The sequence below is a fragment of the Vibrio sp. 811 genome (assembly GCF_033339195.1).
The window spans coordinates 103,113-117,777 of record NZ_JAWOUB010000009.1 but is presented as its reverse complement, the minus strand read 5'-3'; the positions used below and the strand labels follow the sequence as shown (position 1 = coordinate 117,777).

The window sequence follows — 14,665 nt, the reverse complement described above, 5'->3', positions numbered from 1 at the left end:
CTGGCTATGCTCCGGTCTATTTTATAAGTCGTTACACAACTCGACGCTTTAACGCTTTACATCAAGCGCGACTAGATGAACACTTCTTGTCAAAGTACAATAACAGCCGACATAGAGTAGAGTCAGTAAAACATTATGAGTAACACGACGGCGAAAAAGCCGAATCCCTTATTTGAAATCCTTTTCAACGTATTTATCCCTTCCTTCATTTTGATGAAGTTTAGTGGCGATGAGCATCTAGGGACAGCAGTGGCGCTGGTTGTCGCTTTGCTATTTCCTATCATTTATGGCGGTATGGACCTTGTCCGTAACAAGAAATTTAACTTTATTTCTGCTCTAGGCTTTATCAGTGTTCTACTAACTGGTGGCATCGGCTTGTTAGAGCTTGATACACGCTGGTTAGCACTAAAAGAAGCCCTGATTCCTGGCCTGATCGGTTTAGCGGTTTTGGGTTCAACGTTTACCCGCTACCCACTGATGCAGAAGTTAGTACTGAATGACACAGTGTTGAATCTCGCGTTGATTAACCAACGTTTAAAAGAAAATGGTAAAACTGATGCGTTCGAACGTTGCCTTATGTCTTCTAACTACCTGTTTGCAAGTACTTTTGCGTTCTCATCTGCAATGAACTACTTCCTTGCGACTTGGATTGTGACTAGCCCTTCTGGTACTGCTGCCTTTAACGAAGAGTTAGGGAAAATGACGCTGTACAGTTACCCAATGATTGCCATCCCAAGTATGTTGATGATGTTCGGTATTTTTTATTACATTTGGCGTCAAGTACGTGCGATGACATCGCTCGAAACAGAGCAAATCTTCCATCTAAAATAGCCCTATCATTACAAATAAACCCATAAAAAAGGGAGGATTTTATCCTCCCTTTTCTCAACAGGCCCACTGTAATTCACAGCGTCAAAATGATTTTTCCTGGCACTGCTGACGAGCGTCGCTCAACCATTTCAATCGCTGTTTGAAAGTCCTCTAACGACAGATCATATGCAACGTTTAACTTTATGTCGCTGCTAATAAAGTGTTCTAACATTTCAGCGAACACCGTCTTTCTCCCGCCTTTACCTACCGATTCTTCCCAATACCGCAAAAAGAATGTACTAAAGTCGATGTTGTTGGCCTTCATCGATTCAAAAAACTCAGGCGTATAAGGCGTTAACGACAATGTTCCATAGTTGATGTATTGGCCGTTTTCTTTCAAGGTACGAATGAGATCCGTGCCAGCCTCACCGCCTATCGCATCCAAAGCGACCGTTGGTTGTGGCAGTTGGCGCGTTTGCAGCTGCGCGTGTAAGTCTTGTTTTGCGTCCAACACTGGAATCGTATCGTACGGATACTTTTCTGGCTTTGAAGTCACAGCAATCAGTGTAAAACCCAGTGAGTGAGCAAGCTGGGCGAATATCTTACCGATCGCTGACCCTGCCGCATTGATGATCACCACATAGCCTTTGTTCAACTTCGCCACTTTAGTGGTGATAACCCACGCGGTTAGCGCGTTGATGTACAATTGGCAGGCATAGCCGTTCTCCAAACTCTCAGGTAGCGGAAAAAGATTCTCAGGCGAGGCATCTATGTAGTATTGCCAAGTACCACTCATCGCCACCAACACCTTTTGCCCAACTTGAAGGCCAGTTTGACCAACTGCACTGACTTCCACCACACGCCCAACCGCTTCAAATCCCGGCACGCGAGGTGGTACGTGAACGCGGCGGTATTGCCCAACACCATGAATGGAAAGCAAGTCACTTGGGTTAATATTGGTGGCTTCCAGTCGCACCCGAACCTTGCCCTGAGCAAGCGGTTTGAGGGGCTCTTTTTCCAACGACAGCGACGTTTTGGGTTGACCAAAACAGAATTGATTCACTCGAGTATTTATCGTTGGTGCCATTGTTATTCATACCATGTAATTGAAATTCAAAAAGGAAGTTTCGCGACTTCTACTCAAAAGCATTAAGTGAAGTCGAAGCTCTGTATTTCTACCTGCGCGATGCGCCGTTCACTCTAAACTGTTGTGGCGTCATATCAAAATAGGCTTTAAATGCTTTGATGTAGGATGAGTCATTTTGATAACCCACTAGGTCTGCAATGGCTTGGATTGGCAACGATTCATCTAACAAAGAAAGCGAGTAAATTAGCCGAATTTGTTGCCGCCAAAGTAGAAATGAAGTGTTGAATTCCTTGGCGAACAGCCGTGATAAAGTACGCTCAGACGCCCCAATTTTCTCCCCCCACTCTTTTAGCGAACAGCTCAACGCTGGCTCGTCAGTCAGTCGCTCGAAAATCAGTTTTAGTCGTCTGTCTTGTGGCAGCAATAACTGAAATGTCTGCACGTTGCGTTTCAAAATTTGATCATGCAGCACCGCCAGTAAATGCAACACTTCTTCGTGGCTTGTCTCACCTTCACACAGTCTGCGGATCTCTTGTAAAAGCTCATTTAAAAACGACGTTAAAGCAATGGTTCTCACTTGTGGCTCGTACGTCGCACCAAACTCAGGGTTGAGGTAAATGCCAACAAATATCGTATTGCTTAGAGCAATCGACTCGTGTTGAACACCCGCAGGAACAAATAACGCAGAGGTGTGTGGAACCAAGTGCTGATAATGCTCCGTTTGTGTTTGCAATAACCCTTTGATAGGAAAGATGATTTGATGCCAAGTGTGTTGATGCAGCGCATCAATGTAACCTTTTGGCATGTCGATGGTTTTCACTAAAACAGGAGAATGGGGATTCGCGGCCATCATCTCATTGGAGGTGACGACGCCTGACTTCGAATCAATTTGGCGAGTTAGCATTGTTAGTTGTCTTTTCATCCCTACACCGACACACGTTTACTAGGCTATCATGCTCCGCATCGCGAATGAAGGTAAACACTTTATCTCTCATTCAAATAATAAGGAGGTTATATGAAGAAAATCGGCGTCGTAAAAGCTGTGCTAGCAGGGAAAACCGTCCCTTATGCTCATGGAGTGCAAAGCGCAATCAACAAACAAGTGCTACCTGAGCGCCAGCACGCAACAGAGCTTGGCTTTACCAGTGATGAGCAAGGTGATCCGCGCTTTCATGGTGGCATTCAAAAAGCGCTTCATATTTACCCAAGCGAGCACTACCCAATCTGGCAACAAGAATTAGGCAAAAGACCAATTTTCCAATCCGCCGGCGGCTTTGGCGAAAACATCAGCTCCGAAGGCGTCACCGAATCCACGATTTGCTTGAAAGATAAAATTCGCATCGGCTCAACACTACTGGAAGTGTCGCAAGGTCGCATGCCTTGTTGGAAACTTAACGTACGTTTTGACCAACACGACATGGCGAGAAGACTGCAAGATACGCTTCGAACAGGCTGGTATTTCCGAGTGTTGGAAGAAGGCGATATCGGTGCAGGTGACGAGATTATTCTGTGCGAAAGACCTTATCCAGAATGGCCACTGGCTCGCATCATGGGCGCGGTTTTCACTGGCTGTTTAGATAGAAAAGAACTCACTAAGCTGTCTGAGCTGCCGTTAGTCGAGTCTTGGGGCAAGTTGGTCGAGCGCCGCCTAGAAACTGGCGAAGTTGAAGATTGGGAAATGCGCTTGGTTGGCCCAACTGTGGGTTAACACCCCAAAGTAAAATTTAAGCCACGCTCTGAACCGACTATGCCGTCAGAGCGTGTTTTTTTTGGTTTACTTCGCACTCGGGGCTGGGCGTTTCGACTTACCTTGGAACTGCTTAATGCTCTTCTTAGCATTAGTTCGGCGGTTGGCTTTTTTATCGCGTGGCGCGCGTTTGCTCTCGCCAGTTGATGGCTTATCCGTTACTGGAAAACCTGCCAGATCTTGCACTGGTAATGCACGTTGAGTCAGGTGACGAATCGCGCTTAGTGCGTCCATTTCACCATGACAAACCAATGACATCGCGACACCTTGTTCGCCTGCGCGAGCGGTACGTCCTACTCGGTGAACATAGGTTTCTGCATACATTGGCAGTTCAAAGTTGATCACTACAGGTAATTGCTCAATGTGAATGCCACGCGCTAGTAGATCGGTGGCAATCAACACCTGAATTTGCCCAGATTTAAACTGCGCCAGTGCTTCTTCTCGCTCATCTTGACTCTTATTGCCATGCAACGCATTGGTTGAGATGCCCGCTTTATTCAGCTTCTTCGCTAAGCCATCGGCGTTCTCTTTCGCACCAATAAAGACTAATGCCTTAGTCCACGCGTTTTTTTGAATCAGTTCAATCAATGCCTTGGTTTTACTGCCTTTGTTGACGAGGTACAGCGTTTCAGCAATATCTTGGTTGGTGCTGTTTTCTTGATGCGCTGCAACTTGCTTTGGTGCCTGCATAAGCAGCTTCGCTTTACCCTTCAACTCATCTGAAAACGTTGCCGAGAACATTGCGGTTTGACGCTGGTTTGAAATCAGCCCCGCAATATTTTGCACGTCAGGCCAAAAGCCCATATCCAACAGACGATCCGCCTCATCCAACACTAGGTAATGGATATTGCTTAAGTCTAAACCGTTGTTTGCCAGATCAACCAAACGACCTGTCGTCGCGACAAGGATATGAGGATTTGTCGCTAGCGCCTGCTGTTGTTGCTCTTTATCAACGCCGCCACACAAACACACTGCGTTGAGTTCAAGAACTTGACCAACTTGGTTAATTGCTTCACTCACTTGCATTGCCAGCTCACGAGTTGGCACAAGAATCAGCGCTTTTTGCTCTGGATTGACACCCAGCTTTTCCAACAAAGGCAAACCATAAGCAAGGGTTTTGCCGCTGCCTGTATTTGCCAAAGCCAATAGATCTTGACCAGCCAACAGCTCAGGAATGGCCAACGCTTGAATATCGGTCGGTTTCTTGAAGTCTTTTGGCAGGGCGTGAATCAGCTCAGAACTCAATGAGAGAGTAGAAAATGGCATTAGCGAAACCTTGTACTTTTGGTTGAAGAGGCAATAAAAACAATGAAGATGCGGTAAAACGCAGGCGCGGACTTTACCACAATCTGCTAGGTGAACCATCCTATTTTAGGCGCTTAAACCAAGCGTCGCCTACGCAAATCTTCAGAAAACTAAAAAGCGCAAAAAAGCCGTTAGTCTGTACTGCCACAGAGCTAACGGCTAAAAACCCTTGAAGAGAACGCTTCGTCAGCCTTTCACTGCGGCTGAAAAGAAATGTGCAGTTTATTAAAGCACAGCTTTACGATTCGGTAAGAACACTTCACCCAACATGCAACGAACCGAACCACCACCAATAGATTCTATGGTAGAAACGTCGAATGGCAGCAATTTACCGTGCGTTGCCAATTGGTTTCTTTGTGCTGGTGAGAATGCATCGTACGCCGATTGCGACATCGCAATCACCTTGTCGCCGTTGATCGTTTCCAGTTGCAGAATGTTACCGCAGAACTGGTTCATCTGTTCAAGCGAAATTGAGATGACTTGCTTGTCTTTGGCGAGTGACTTCATTACAAAACGACGCTCAAATTCTGGGATCACTTCGTCACAAATCACGCAAAACTGTTCGCCAACCGCCATCATCACATTGGTGTGATAAATCGGCGCACCAGACGGCAAACGAGTTTGGAAAGAAATCACTCGTTCATAGCCAATACGATCGGCGTAATCTTCTAAAACCAGACGATCACAACGTTGTGAGAGTGCGGCATAGACCGTTTTATTTAGGTGGTCAAACACCATCACACCCGTGCTTTCTAAATACGCTTGCTCGTCAAGATATTCAGTTAGACTGCTGCGTCGATGAACTTCTCGCCCTGCTTGCGCTAGTGCTGCCACAAGCGCATCGGGACGTACTTCTTTTTGACGGTTTTCACAGGCCATTGGAAAGGTGTACAACGTGCCATCTGGCGTAGTGCTAAACCAATTGTTTGGAAATACCGCGTCTGGCGTCGCAACATCTGAAGTTGGATAATCAAACTCAACAACTTGAACGCCCTCTTGACGCAGCGTTGCAACCATACTCGCGAACTCGGCCATTACTCGACGTGAGACTTCTTCTTGGCTGAGTGACACTTTATGTTGGAACTCATTATCTTGTGCGGTTTCTTCATTAAAACGAAACTCTTTCGGTGGCACCATCACTACGCAGTTTGCGGTTTGGCGCTGAGCACTTTGCGTGCTTTCTTCTTTCCCATTAGCAAATTGGGTCACTGATTCGTGTAATAGCATCCAATATATTCCTTATCACTAGAATGAGGAGATTGTAAATTTATTGTTAACTTCAGTTTTGCTGTTTTGACAATTAATTTAATTGCACAAAAGTGTTTTTTGCTGCATTAAGTTTATTTTTCCCTAAATTTTATTGTCACTTTGCAGGTTTAAGATTTTATGGCACCGTGATGAACATGATAAGAATTCATCATAAGAATCAGAACCATAGACAATCACACTCATAACCAACTAGTTACATTTAAGACACAATCGGTTAGACTATTTTTTCGCCCCTCTCGTCAATCGGTCTGCTTTATCGAGGAGCAGGCAAAAAACTCTCATACACGCGGTTTCGTCCAAAGCAGCGTGAATCGATGGATTTAGCCACCCCAAATGGCACTGTTTTAACTTTAGGATGAGTTATGTTTAAACGATTTGAAGGCTTTACAGAGCCGTTCCCCAAATCTACACCGGATCAGCCTCCTTCAGGGATGTTCGCTTTTCTGCGTTATTACACTCGTGGTTATGAAAAGCCTTTGATCATCATGTCTTTGATGGCCACAATTGTGGCTGTTGTTGAGGTAATGTTGTTTGGCGCCATGGGACAATTGGTTGATTGGTTGTCTACCAGCAATCCAGAAACGTTCTTACAAGACAACAAATCGGATTTGATTTTCTACGGAGCCTTATTGCTGGTTGTCATGCCTATATTGGTGATCTTGTACTCGTTGCTCGTTCATCAAACGTTATTGGGCAACTACCCAATGTCTATCCGCTGGCTTGCACACCGGTATTTGCTCAATCAAAGCTTGAACTTCTATCAAGATGATTTTGCAGGTCGAGTCGCAACGAAAGTCATGCAAACCTCATTAGCTGTGCGCGAAACCGTGATGAAAGCTATGGATGTGTTTGTTTACGTTACGGTTTACTTCACCAGCATGATCATTATGTTAGCGACGGCAGACTGGCGTTTGATGATCCCAATGATCGTCTGGCTACTCGCTTACATCGCTATCCAAATCTATTTTGTCCCTAAGCTCAAAGACGTCGCTTCAGCGCAGGCCGATGCACGTTCGACAATGACAGGGCGTATCGTCGACAGTTATACCAATATTCAAACCGTCAAACTGTTTTCTCATAGCCAGCGCGAAACCCAATATGCCGAGCAAGGCATGAAAGGATTTTTGAATACGGTCTATCGTCAAATGCGCCTAGTGACCGGCTTCGACGTCGCTGTAGAGATCTCAAACTATATTTTGGTATTTTCCGTTGCTGCTTTATCGATTTACCTGTGGTTGGATAGTGCCATTAGCGTTGGCGCGATTGCGATTGCTGTTAGTCTTGCATTGCGCGTAAACGGTATGTCTATGTGGATAATGTGGGAAGTTGGCGCCCTCTTTGAAAACATGGGAACCGTTGTCGATGGAATGAAAACGCTCTCTAAGCCTATTGATATTAAAGATAAACCAGGCGCAAAAGACTTGGTTGTCACTGAAGGAGGCATTCACTTTGATAACGTCAGCTTCCATTACGGTGAGAACAAAGGCGTGATTAGCCATCTCGACCTCAACATCAAACCAGGAGAGAAAGTAGGCTTGGTTGGGCGCTCCGGCGCCGGGAAATCGACTTTGGTGAACTTGTTACTTCGTTTCCACGATGTCGAAGACGGCAGCATTAAGATCGATGGACAGAACATCTCAGAAGTTACACAAGACTCTTTGCGCTCAAAGATCGGTATGGTGACCCAAGATACTTCTCTGTTACACCGTTCAATTCGAGACAATATTTTGTATGGCAATCCAGATGCGACAGAAGAAGATTTGCTGAAAGCCACTAAGCAAGCGCATGCCCATGAGTTTATCGAAACTCTGACCGACCCATTTGGTAATGTCGGATACGATGCGCAAGTTGGTGAACGTGGTGTGAAACTGTCTGGCGGCCAACGTCAGCGTATCGCAATATCTCGTGTGCTACTCAAAGATGCACCATTGCTGGTATTGGATGAAGCAACATCGGCTCTGGATTCAGAAGTCGAAGCAGCGATTCAGGAAAGCTTGAATGAATTAATGCAAGGGAAAACGGTTATTGCTATCGCTCACCGATTATCGACCATCGCACAAATGGATCGCCTCATCGTGCTAGATAAAGGCAGCATCGTTGAACAAGGTTCTCATCAAGAACTCATTGCGAATAACGGCATTTACGCCCAGCTTTGGGCGCATCAAACTGGCGGATTTATCGCTGAAGAACTAGACAATCAACACGCTTCTTAACGAGTGATAAGCTCAATAAAAACGGCGCTTTAAGCGCCGTTTTTTATTTTAATCCATGGCTAGACGCTCATATAGCCATTGTGGTTTCTCATATATGAAACACTCTCCATGATAAAGCTCACACTTTTTCTGCTAATATACCGCCTCGTTGCGTATCCATTGCAATGAACACAATACAGAGTATTGAGCCGTCTTCATTTGTCATTTCACTTTTTGAGAAACAGCTATACTCAATAGATGGCTTAGTTATTATATTAACAATAAGGTAATTAGCTTATGTGTAAATGTGGTTCAATGCAGATCGTACAACTCAAACCAAGTTGGGCTGACAAGCTATTTGGCTACTCAGAAAGATGGAAATGCCAACTTTGTTGTAAGATCTACCGCATCTAAAATTAAAAATAGAATCTTAGTTTTTCTAAGAAAAAGCAGTGGCCCGACAATGATTGTCGGGTTTTGTTTTTCTGAGCATTCATTTTTTGTCCCTTCTCTACAAGACTACTCATCACGGCAAAACCTAGCATCTTAATGTGACTTAGGTATAGAATCAGGCCCACTTATTCTTTCCGATATTCATATATAACTGGTCACTATGAACAAAAGTTTGCTAACGAATGTCCTCGCTATCGCTTTGATGGCTGGAGGTCATCAATTACAAAACGACTATCTTTGGTATGCAGGGCTGTTTGCGTTCTCAGGCGCCATCACCAACTGGCTTGCCATCCATATGCTGTTTGAGAAAGTGCCTGGATTATACGGTTCTGGCGTGATCCCAGCGCGATTTGAAGAGTTTAAACTGGCTATCAAAAACCTGATGATGGAACAGTTTTTTACTGAAGCGAACATTGACCGATTCTTGAATAAAGAAATGGCGGGCGGTGTGAACATCGATCTTCAACCAGTAATTGAGAAAGTAGATTTAAATCCAGCATTTGATTCCCTAGTGGAAGTAATTGAAGGCTCTCAGTTTGGTGGCATGCTAGCGATGTTTGGCGGCTCGGAAGCGCTACAACCCATGCGCCAACCTTTCGTCGAAAAGATGCAAGAATCCATCATTGAGTTGAGCAAGAGCGATAACATCAAAGAAGCACTGAAAGAGCAATTCGAATCTCCTGCAATGATGGATGAGATAAAGCAGAACATTGAAGGTATCATCGATCAACGTTTAAGCGAATTAACACCGGCATTAGTTAAAGAAATGGTGCAAAAGATGATCAAAGAACACCTTGGCTGGCTAGTCGTTTGGGGCGGTGTTTTTGGTGGTTTAATTGGCGTCATCAGTACCTTTATCGGGGCATAATCGCTCACCGATTTATTAAAAAAGGAGCTTCGGCTCCTTTTTTAATCGAGAAAAAGTAATATACCAAGCCACGCTAAATAAGGAGGCTCAACACATGCCTCGCCTAACCAAGGAGCTCGGGATTAACACCAAATCCCGTTTTATGTTCTTCTATGACCACTTCACTACGAGTTTGAATCACGCCCGGAAGCGTGCCTAACTTGCTCGACATAAACTCCTGATACGCTTTCATGCTCTTAACACGAACTTTTATCATGGTATCGAAATCTCCAGAGAGCGAGTAGCACTCTTCAATTTCAGGCATCAATTCCACCGCTTTCGCAAACTTTTCAAAAATAGAAAAACTGGTTTGGTCTAAACGAATATGGATGAATACTTGCACATCCAGCCCCAACTTTTCCGCATTCAACTCCGCATGATAACCATTGATATACCCTTCTTTTTCTAGCCGCTTTACACGATCAGAACATGGAGAAGTCGTTAAGTTAATCAGCTTTGCTAGTTCTACAACCGGAATTCTGCCTCTCGAATGAAGCACTCTCAAAATATGTAAATCAATCCGGTCCAATTGATAACTCATTAACCCACTTCCTTGTAACCACTTAGAAAGCATCACATTAATCGTTGCTCAAACAATTGCAAACCATCAAATGCACAGCATGTGAAATTCAGCAGAGAATAACCAGAAAACAACGAAGGAGGGAAAGAGCTATGATTATTGCCGCTCACTTAGTAACCGTGATATGAAGAGAAAAAGCAACCTAGCGGCTCCCGCGGAGTCGCAAATTTGAAAGCGCATGACACGCCTGTATAGATATGTCGTTCGGGCAACACTGCCCTATTTAGCCATTAATCATGGCTATCACTCAGAATTAGAGTGCGGCCGATGTATGCCGTGTAGGATGTGGAACAACCTCTCCAATTGCACGATGATTACAACAACGGCAGTAGTATTGAGGCTCCATCTCGTAATAATGTTCACCTGATACAAATTTCGCCATCAGCTGTGTAAAACTCACCATTTTGCCTGTTAACGAGTCAACAGACTGAGGCTCGCAACGCTTCATAATCACTTTATGTTGCGTTGATTTTCTACAAGCTGCGCAATATATATCCGGCATTTCTCTTCTCCCTACTTTTTCGTCCTACTGACAATTGACATATTTTGTTCAAAATAATTCCACAATTAAAAAGCTCCTTTAATTTTTTGTGCCCTATCTTCAAAAAATTGAACGAAAGTATCAAAAAACTGAGACATTGGTCAGACCTCAACTTTTGTACCATCAATATGAGCAAACGTGCTTATGTGTGTAATAATACGACACATTACACATAAGCAATTGTTCGGGCTTATTATTTAGTAAGGCGCATGACAACTTTACAGCTGGCTAGATCGAGCTTTCGAGACGCCTTGTTATCTCGATTTACCCCGCAAACCAGTTGCTAGCAGCTATAGCCGTCTCATCAAGGAAGAAATGCATGACGATACAACCGATTCTCACTACCGAAAGACTCGTCCTCCGGCCATTCAATATCGATGACTGCCAACAAGTGGCTTTACTCGCTGGAGATAAGCGAATTGCCGACATGACAGCAAACATCCCTCATCCTTATGAGCGACCGATGGCGCAAGCATGGATAGATAGGCACGATCCGATGTATCAGCAGCATCAAGGCGTGGCGTACGCTATTACCTTGCGAAACACTGGGGAGTTACTTGGTGCAGTGAGTTTACCGCGTATCGAAGAGGGATATGTCGGATGATCATCCATGAAACTTCACAAAATCTGCCCAAGAACAACCCTTTCTTGCTAGGAACTGTATTGTTGTCGCTGTTCTATTTTTCCTACCTAGCAGACAAGGTCGTCGAGTTTGGACTCGTAGCACTCACAATAATAGGATTGAAACTGCTCTCAACGTACTTCACGCGCCGCGCGTTCAATCCTAAAACGCTAGATATCGATGCAAGCACCAACACCTTGAAGTACCGCCAGGGCTCAACGGTTTACTTCCGTCTACCTCTTGATGACATTGTCAAAGTCCAAATACAGAAAGAGTTCTTCTCTAGCAAAAGTTTGATGCTCTACACAGTCAACGACGCTTACCAAGTGCCGAATTCAGACAATTTCGATTCTCTACAGTTAAAGGATTTAATGAAACAACTTGAAGAGAGAATTGATGATCAATCTCGCTAAAACGAAAAGAGAAGACATTCTAGAATGTTGCCAATTTGGTCTCTAAATAGAAAGACAAAAAAGCCAGCAATAACGCTGGCTTTTCTCTGTGTTAGTCTTGTGCGACTTTCACGCGAATTTTGCTTTTTTCTACGTTCGTCAAATTCAGGGCTTCAAGAGCAGAAATGGCTTCTGCTTCGTCCGGCATGATGACAAAACCGAAGCCTTTCGACAAACCCGTGTCTTGATCAAGCACTAGCGAACACAGTTCTACTTTGCCGTACGCTGAGAATAATTTGCGGATATCTTGCTCGGTCATGTGACGAGCCAAGTTTCTTACTAAAAGTTTCATAATGAACCTAGTTGGTTTGATAACGGTTCGATTCTCTCAGTTTCTCTCTGGCAAACCAAGTGAATAATATGACGGCGTTGACTAGATCATTCTAAGTACATCTGTTTAAATGATTTTCCGTTCATTTTTCACCCATAGGAGAGTCGGCATGGAAACGAAACGTCTCAAACTCATCCCTGCTTGTTTAGAACGAGCCGAAGAGGCGCATCAAGCTGTCGTTCGTAGCCAAAAAACTCTCGAAGTCTATCTGCCGTGGGTGCCTCATGTGCTGACATTAGAAGCGATGATAGAAGGGACAGAGAAAGCCATCGCAAACTTTGAAAACTTCGAAGAAGAGCTGCGTTACTACATGATTGAAAAGGAAAGCGATCGCTTACTGGGTGCGGTCGGCCTGATGATTCGAGATCCCGACGTACCATCCTTTGAGATAGGTTATTGGTTAGATAATGCTGCCGTTGGCAATGGTTATGTTGCCGAGGCTGTGCTCGAAGTTGAGCGCTATGCGTTTGATGACTTGGGCGCCAAGAGAGTCGCAATTCATGCTGATAGCACCAACCAAAAGAGCCGGGCTGTAGCCGAGCGCTGTGGTTATGAGTTCGAAGGAGAGCTCAGAAACGAACGTCTGACTACATCGGGAGAGTTGAGTAACACCGTTATTTACTCCAAAATTCGTCGCGACTAACACTCCAATCTAACCGAGCAATGCTAAGCTCTGATCTCAAGCTACCACCATTAACGTTAATTAAGTTTCAGATAAAACAAAGCCCGCTAAAATAGCGGGCTTTGTGTTCATATACGGGAAGTTACTAGTCTAGTTCAACCAGTTTTTTCTCGAACGACTGGTGTTGGTCTAACACGTCTTGCGCAGCACCACCCGTTGCTTTACTTACCACAATGATAGCAAGCGTAGAGAAGATGATGCCCGGTACGATTTCGTACACATCAAACCAACCGCCAGTTAGCTGCTTCCAAACCACGATAGTGATACCACCAACAAGAATACCTGCTAACGCACCGTTACGGTTCATACCGCTCCAGTAAAGGCTAAGTACAACCGCAGGACCAAATGCCGCACCAAAACCAGCCCAAGCGTAAGATACAAGACCAAGTACTGAGCTATCAGGCGTCATCGCTAGGAATAGCGCAACAAGCGAAATAACGATAACACCGATACGACCAATCATTACGATTTCTTCAGAAGACGCTTCTGGCTTGAATACTTGCTTGTAGAAATCTTCTGCAAGCGCTGAAGATGAAACAAGGAGCTGTGAGTCAGCGGTACTCATTACCGCCGCTAGGATTGCTGCTAACAACATACCCGCAACGACAGGGTGGAATACTGCGTTAACCAATAGCATGAAGATCTTCTCACCGTCCTCTAGTTGAGTACCCGGATGACCCGTAACCCAAACCAGACCAACAAGACCAACAAGCATTGCACCAACCATAGATAGTGCCGTCCAAATCACTGCGATACGACGTGCAGTCGTTAGATCTTTGTTTGAACGAGACGCTTTAAAACGCGCTAGGATGTGTGGCTGACCAAAGTAACCAAGGCCCCACGCCGCTAGAGAGATAATGGCAATCGCAGACAATGGTTCGCCTTTCGCGTCATTCCATAGCGTTGCAAGTTCTGGGTTGATGTCATGTAGATCAGAACTTAGCTGACCTAAACCACCGTCCATTACCGCTATAGGAACAATCATTAGCGCAGCCGCCATTAGCAGACCTTGCACTAAGTCAGTCCAAGATACCGCTAGGAAACCACCGAATAGTGTGTAAGAAACGACACACACCGTACCGATGATAACAGCGTAGGTATAATCTAGACCGAATACCGTCTCAAACAGTTTGCCCCCTGCGACCAAACCTGAGCTGGTGTAGAAAAGGAAAAATAGAAGAATGAAAAACGCAGAGATTGTCTGAATCAGTTTCGACTTATCGTTGAAGCGACGTGACAGGAACTCTGGCAACGTTAGCGCGTCAGTTTGGATACTGTAGGTACGAAGGCGTTTTGCACTGATGAGCCAGTTTGCCCATGTACCAAGAAGTAGACCGCCGGCTAACCAGAAGGCCTCGATACCCGCAGCGTACGCATAGCCAGGCAAGCCTAGCAGCAACCAACCACTCATGTCTGAAGCACCTGCAGATAATGCAGCAGGCCACGGACCTAGGCTACGGCCACCTAGGAAGTAGTCAGATGAATTGGAAGTCCTCTTATACGCGTAAACGCCAATAGCAACCATAATCAGTAAATACGCCACAAAAGTGGACGTGATAGCAAAGCTATTTTCTATCATTAGATAGTCCTCGTTATAATTATTTCCTTCCTTGCCTGCCCTGATATTTTACCGTCTCAGCAATACATCAGAGTATAAAAAACCAATCTGGACCGGCTCTCAGTCCAG

At 44.9% G+C, this 14,665-nt stretch carries 14 protein-coding genes and 1 pseudogene; 7 read left to right on the top strand and 8 right to left on the bottom strand.

Going from position 1 to position 14,665, the window contains the following annotated elements; translation table 11 throughout:
- Nucleotides 1-135: 135 nt before the first annotated feature.
- Entirely contained in the window at nucleotides 136-831 is a 696-nt protein-coding gene (locus R7Q46_RS15095; RefSeq protein WP_262647292.1) for a VC0807 family protein, read from the top strand.
- Nucleotides 832-904: 73 nt separating this feature from the next.
- Here the strand turns inward: R7Q46_RS15095 and R7Q46_RS15090 are convergent, their stop codons facing one another.
- Together R7Q46_RS15090 and R7Q46_RS15085 are read right to left on the bottom strand one after the other, a co-directional pair.
- Entirely contained in the window at nucleotides 905-1,897 is a 993-nt protein-coding gene (locus R7Q46_RS15090; RefSeq protein WP_262647291.1) for a zinc-dependent alcohol dehydrogenase family protein, read from the bottom strand.
- Between the two features lie 88 nt (nucleotides 1,898-1,985).
- Entirely contained in the window at nucleotides 1,986-2,801 is an 816-nt protein-coding gene (locus R7Q46_RS15085; protein WP_025768697.1) for an AraC family transcriptional regulator, read from the bottom strand.
- Between the two features lie 111 nt (nucleotides 2,802-2,912).
- On the opposite strand from R7Q46_RS15085, the gene R7Q46_RS15080 reads away from it, so the two are divergent.
- Nucleotides 2,913-3,605, top strand: a complete 693-nt coding sequence (locus tag R7Q46_RS15080; protein ID WP_005383543.1) for an MOSC domain-containing protein — start codon at nucleotides 2,913-2,915, stop codon at nucleotides 3,603-3,605.
- 66 nt (nucleotides 3,606-3,671) lie between these two features.
- On the opposite strand, the gene R7Q46_RS15075 is transcribed toward R7Q46_RS15080, so the two are convergent.
- Nucleotides 3,672-4,910: a DEAD/DEAH box helicase gene (locus R7Q46_RS15075; protein ID WP_031780833.1), complete on the bottom strand. Its 1,239-nt coding sequence runs from the start codon at nucleotides 4,908-4,910 to the stop codon at nucleotides 3,672-3,674.
- Nucleotides 4,911-5,174: 264 nt separating this feature from the next.
- On the bottom strand, nucleotides 5,175-6,176 hold the full coding sequence (locus tag R7Q46_RS15070) for an arginine deiminase-related protein (protein WP_005383547.1): 1,002 nt from the start codon (nucleotides 6,174-6,176) through the stop codon (nucleotides 5,175-5,177).
- 404 nt (nucleotides 6,177-6,580) lie between these two features.
- Between R7Q46_RS15070 and R7Q46_RS15065 the strand changes: the two genes are divergently transcribed.
- The gene (locus tag R7Q46_RS15065) at nucleotides 6,581-8,431 is read left to right on the top strand and encodes an ABC transporter ATP-binding protein (RefSeq protein ID WP_005374597.1); all 1,851 of its coding nucleotides are present in this window, start codon (nucleotides 6,581-6,583) and stop codon (nucleotides 8,429-8,431) included.
- Nucleotides 8,432-9,023: 592 nt separating this feature from the next.
- Nucleotides 9,024-9,731 (top strand): DUF445 domain-containing protein, encoded by a 708-nt coding sequence (locus R7Q46_RS15060; RefSeq protein WP_005374596.1) that lies wholly within the window; start codon nucleotides 9,024-9,026, stop codon nucleotides 9,729-9,731.
- A gap of 103 nt (nucleotides 9,732-9,834) precedes the next feature.
- On the opposite strand, the gene R7Q46_RS15055 is transcribed toward R7Q46_RS15060, so the two are convergent.
- Both R7Q46_RS15055 and R7Q46_RS15050 read right to left on the bottom strand, forming a co-directional pair.
- On the bottom strand, nucleotides 9,835-10,311 hold the full coding sequence (locus R7Q46_RS15055; protein ID WP_005374595.1) for an Lrp/AsnC family transcriptional regulator: 477 nt from the start codon (nucleotides 10,309-10,311) through the stop codon (nucleotides 9,835-9,837).
- A gap of 292 nt (nucleotides 10,312-10,603) precedes the next feature.
- Nucleotides 10,604-10,852 (bottom strand): hypothetical protein, encoded by a 249-nt coding sequence (locus R7Q46_RS15050; RefSeq protein WP_005374593.1) that lies wholly within the window; start codon nucleotides 10,850-10,852, stop codon nucleotides 10,604-10,606.
- Nucleotides 10,853-11,210: 358 nt separating this feature from the next.
- On the opposite strand from R7Q46_RS15050, the pseudogene R7Q46_RS15045 reads away from it, so the two are divergent.
- Nucleotides 11,211-11,486, top strand: a pseudogene (locus R7Q46_RS15045) (GNAT family N-acetyltransferase); the annotation flags it as partial.
- 5 nt (nucleotides 11,487-11,491) lie between these two features.
- Nucleotides 11,492-11,926 carry a hypothetical protein gene (locus tag R7Q46_RS15040; protein ID WP_054575372.1) on the top strand — a complete coding sequence of 145 codons (435 nt, stop codon included), beginning with the start codon at nucleotides 11,492-11,494 and terminating at the stop codon, nucleotides 11,924-11,926.
- Nucleotides 11,927-12,017: 91 nt separating this feature from the next.
- Here the strand turns inward: R7Q46_RS15040 and R7Q46_RS15035 are convergent, their stop codons facing one another.
- Nucleotides 12,018-12,257 (bottom strand): RNA recognition motif domain-containing protein, encoded by a 240-nt coding sequence (locus R7Q46_RS15035; RefSeq protein WP_005374587.1) that lies wholly within the window; start codon nucleotides 12,255-12,257, stop codon nucleotides 12,018-12,020.
- A 148-nt stretch (nucleotides 12,258-12,405) separates the two neighbouring features.
- Between R7Q46_RS15035 and R7Q46_RS15030 the strand changes: the two genes are divergently transcribed.
- Nucleotides 12,406-12,939, top strand: a complete 534-nt coding sequence (locus R7Q46_RS15030; RefSeq protein WP_213866655.1) for a GNAT family N-acetyltransferase — start codon at nucleotides 12,406-12,408, stop codon at nucleotides 12,937-12,939.
- Between the two features lie 124 nt (nucleotides 12,940-13,063).
- Here R7Q46_RS15030 and putP read toward each other — a convergent pair whose 3' ends face one another.
- Nucleotides 13,064-14,557 (bottom strand): sodium/proline symporter PutP, encoded by a 1,494-nt coding sequence (putP, locus tag R7Q46_RS15025; RefSeq protein ID WP_005374582.1) that lies wholly within the window; start codon nucleotides 14,555-14,557, stop codon nucleotides 13,064-13,066.
- Nucleotides 14,558-14,665: the final 108 nt, after the last annotated feature.

Excerpts from the sequence above, each read along its gene's own strand:
- R7Q46_RS15050 (WP_005374593.1), bottom strand. The coding sequence starts at position 10,852 with ATGCCGGATATATATTGCGCAGCTTGTAGAAAATCAACGCAACATAAA.
- putP (WP_005374582.1), bottom strand. The coding sequence starts at position 14,557 with ATGATAGAAAATAGCTTTGCTATCACGTCCACTTTTGTGGCGTATTTA.
- R7Q46_RS15070 (WP_005383547.1), bottom strand. The coding sequence starts at position 6,176 with ATGCTATTACACGAATCAGTGACCCAATTTGCTAATGGGAAAGAAGAA.
- R7Q46_RS15075 (WP_031780833.1), bottom strand. The coding sequence starts at position 4,910 with ATGCCATTTTCTACTCTCTCATTGAGTTCTGAGCTGATTCACGCCCTG.
- R7Q46_RS15090 (WP_262647291.1), bottom strand. The coding sequence starts at position 1,897 with ATGGCACCAACGATAAATACTCGAGTGAATCAATTCTGTTTTGGTCAA.
- R7Q46_RS15060 (WP_005374596.1), top strand. The coding sequence starts at position 9,024 with ATGAACAAAAGTTTGCTAACGAATGTCCTCGCTATCGCTTTGATGGCT.
- R7Q46_RS15030 (WP_213866655.1), top strand. The coding sequence starts at position 12,406 with ATGGAAACGAAACGTCTCAAACTCATCCCTGCTTGTTTAGAACGAGCC.
- R7Q46_RS15085 (WP_025768697.1), bottom strand. The coding sequence starts at position 2,801 with ATGCTAACTCGCCAAATTGATTCGAAGTCAGGCGTCGTCACCTCCAAT.
- R7Q46_RS15065 (WP_005374597.1), top strand. The coding sequence starts at position 6,581 with ATGTTTAAACGATTTGAAGGCTTTACAGAGCCGTTCCCCAAATCTACA.
- R7Q46_RS15055 (WP_005374595.1), bottom strand. The coding sequence starts at position 10,311 with ATGAGTTATCAATTGGACCGGATTGATTTACATATTTTGAGAGTGCTT.
- R7Q46_RS15080 (WP_005383543.1), top strand. The coding sequence starts at position 2,913 with ATGAAGAAAATCGGCGTCGTAAAAGCTGTGCTAGCAGGGAAAACCGTC.
- R7Q46_RS15040 (WP_054575372.1), top strand. The coding sequence starts at position 11,492 with ATGATCATCCATGAAACTTCACAAAATCTGCCCAAGAACAACCCTTTC.
- R7Q46_RS15035 (WP_005374587.1), bottom strand. The coding sequence starts at position 12,257 with ATGAAACTTTTAGTAAGAAACTTGGCTCGTCACATGACCGAGCAAGAT.
- R7Q46_RS15095 (WP_262647292.1), top strand. The coding sequence starts at position 136 with ATGAGTAACACGACGGCGAAAAAGCCGAATCCCTTATTTGAAATCCTT.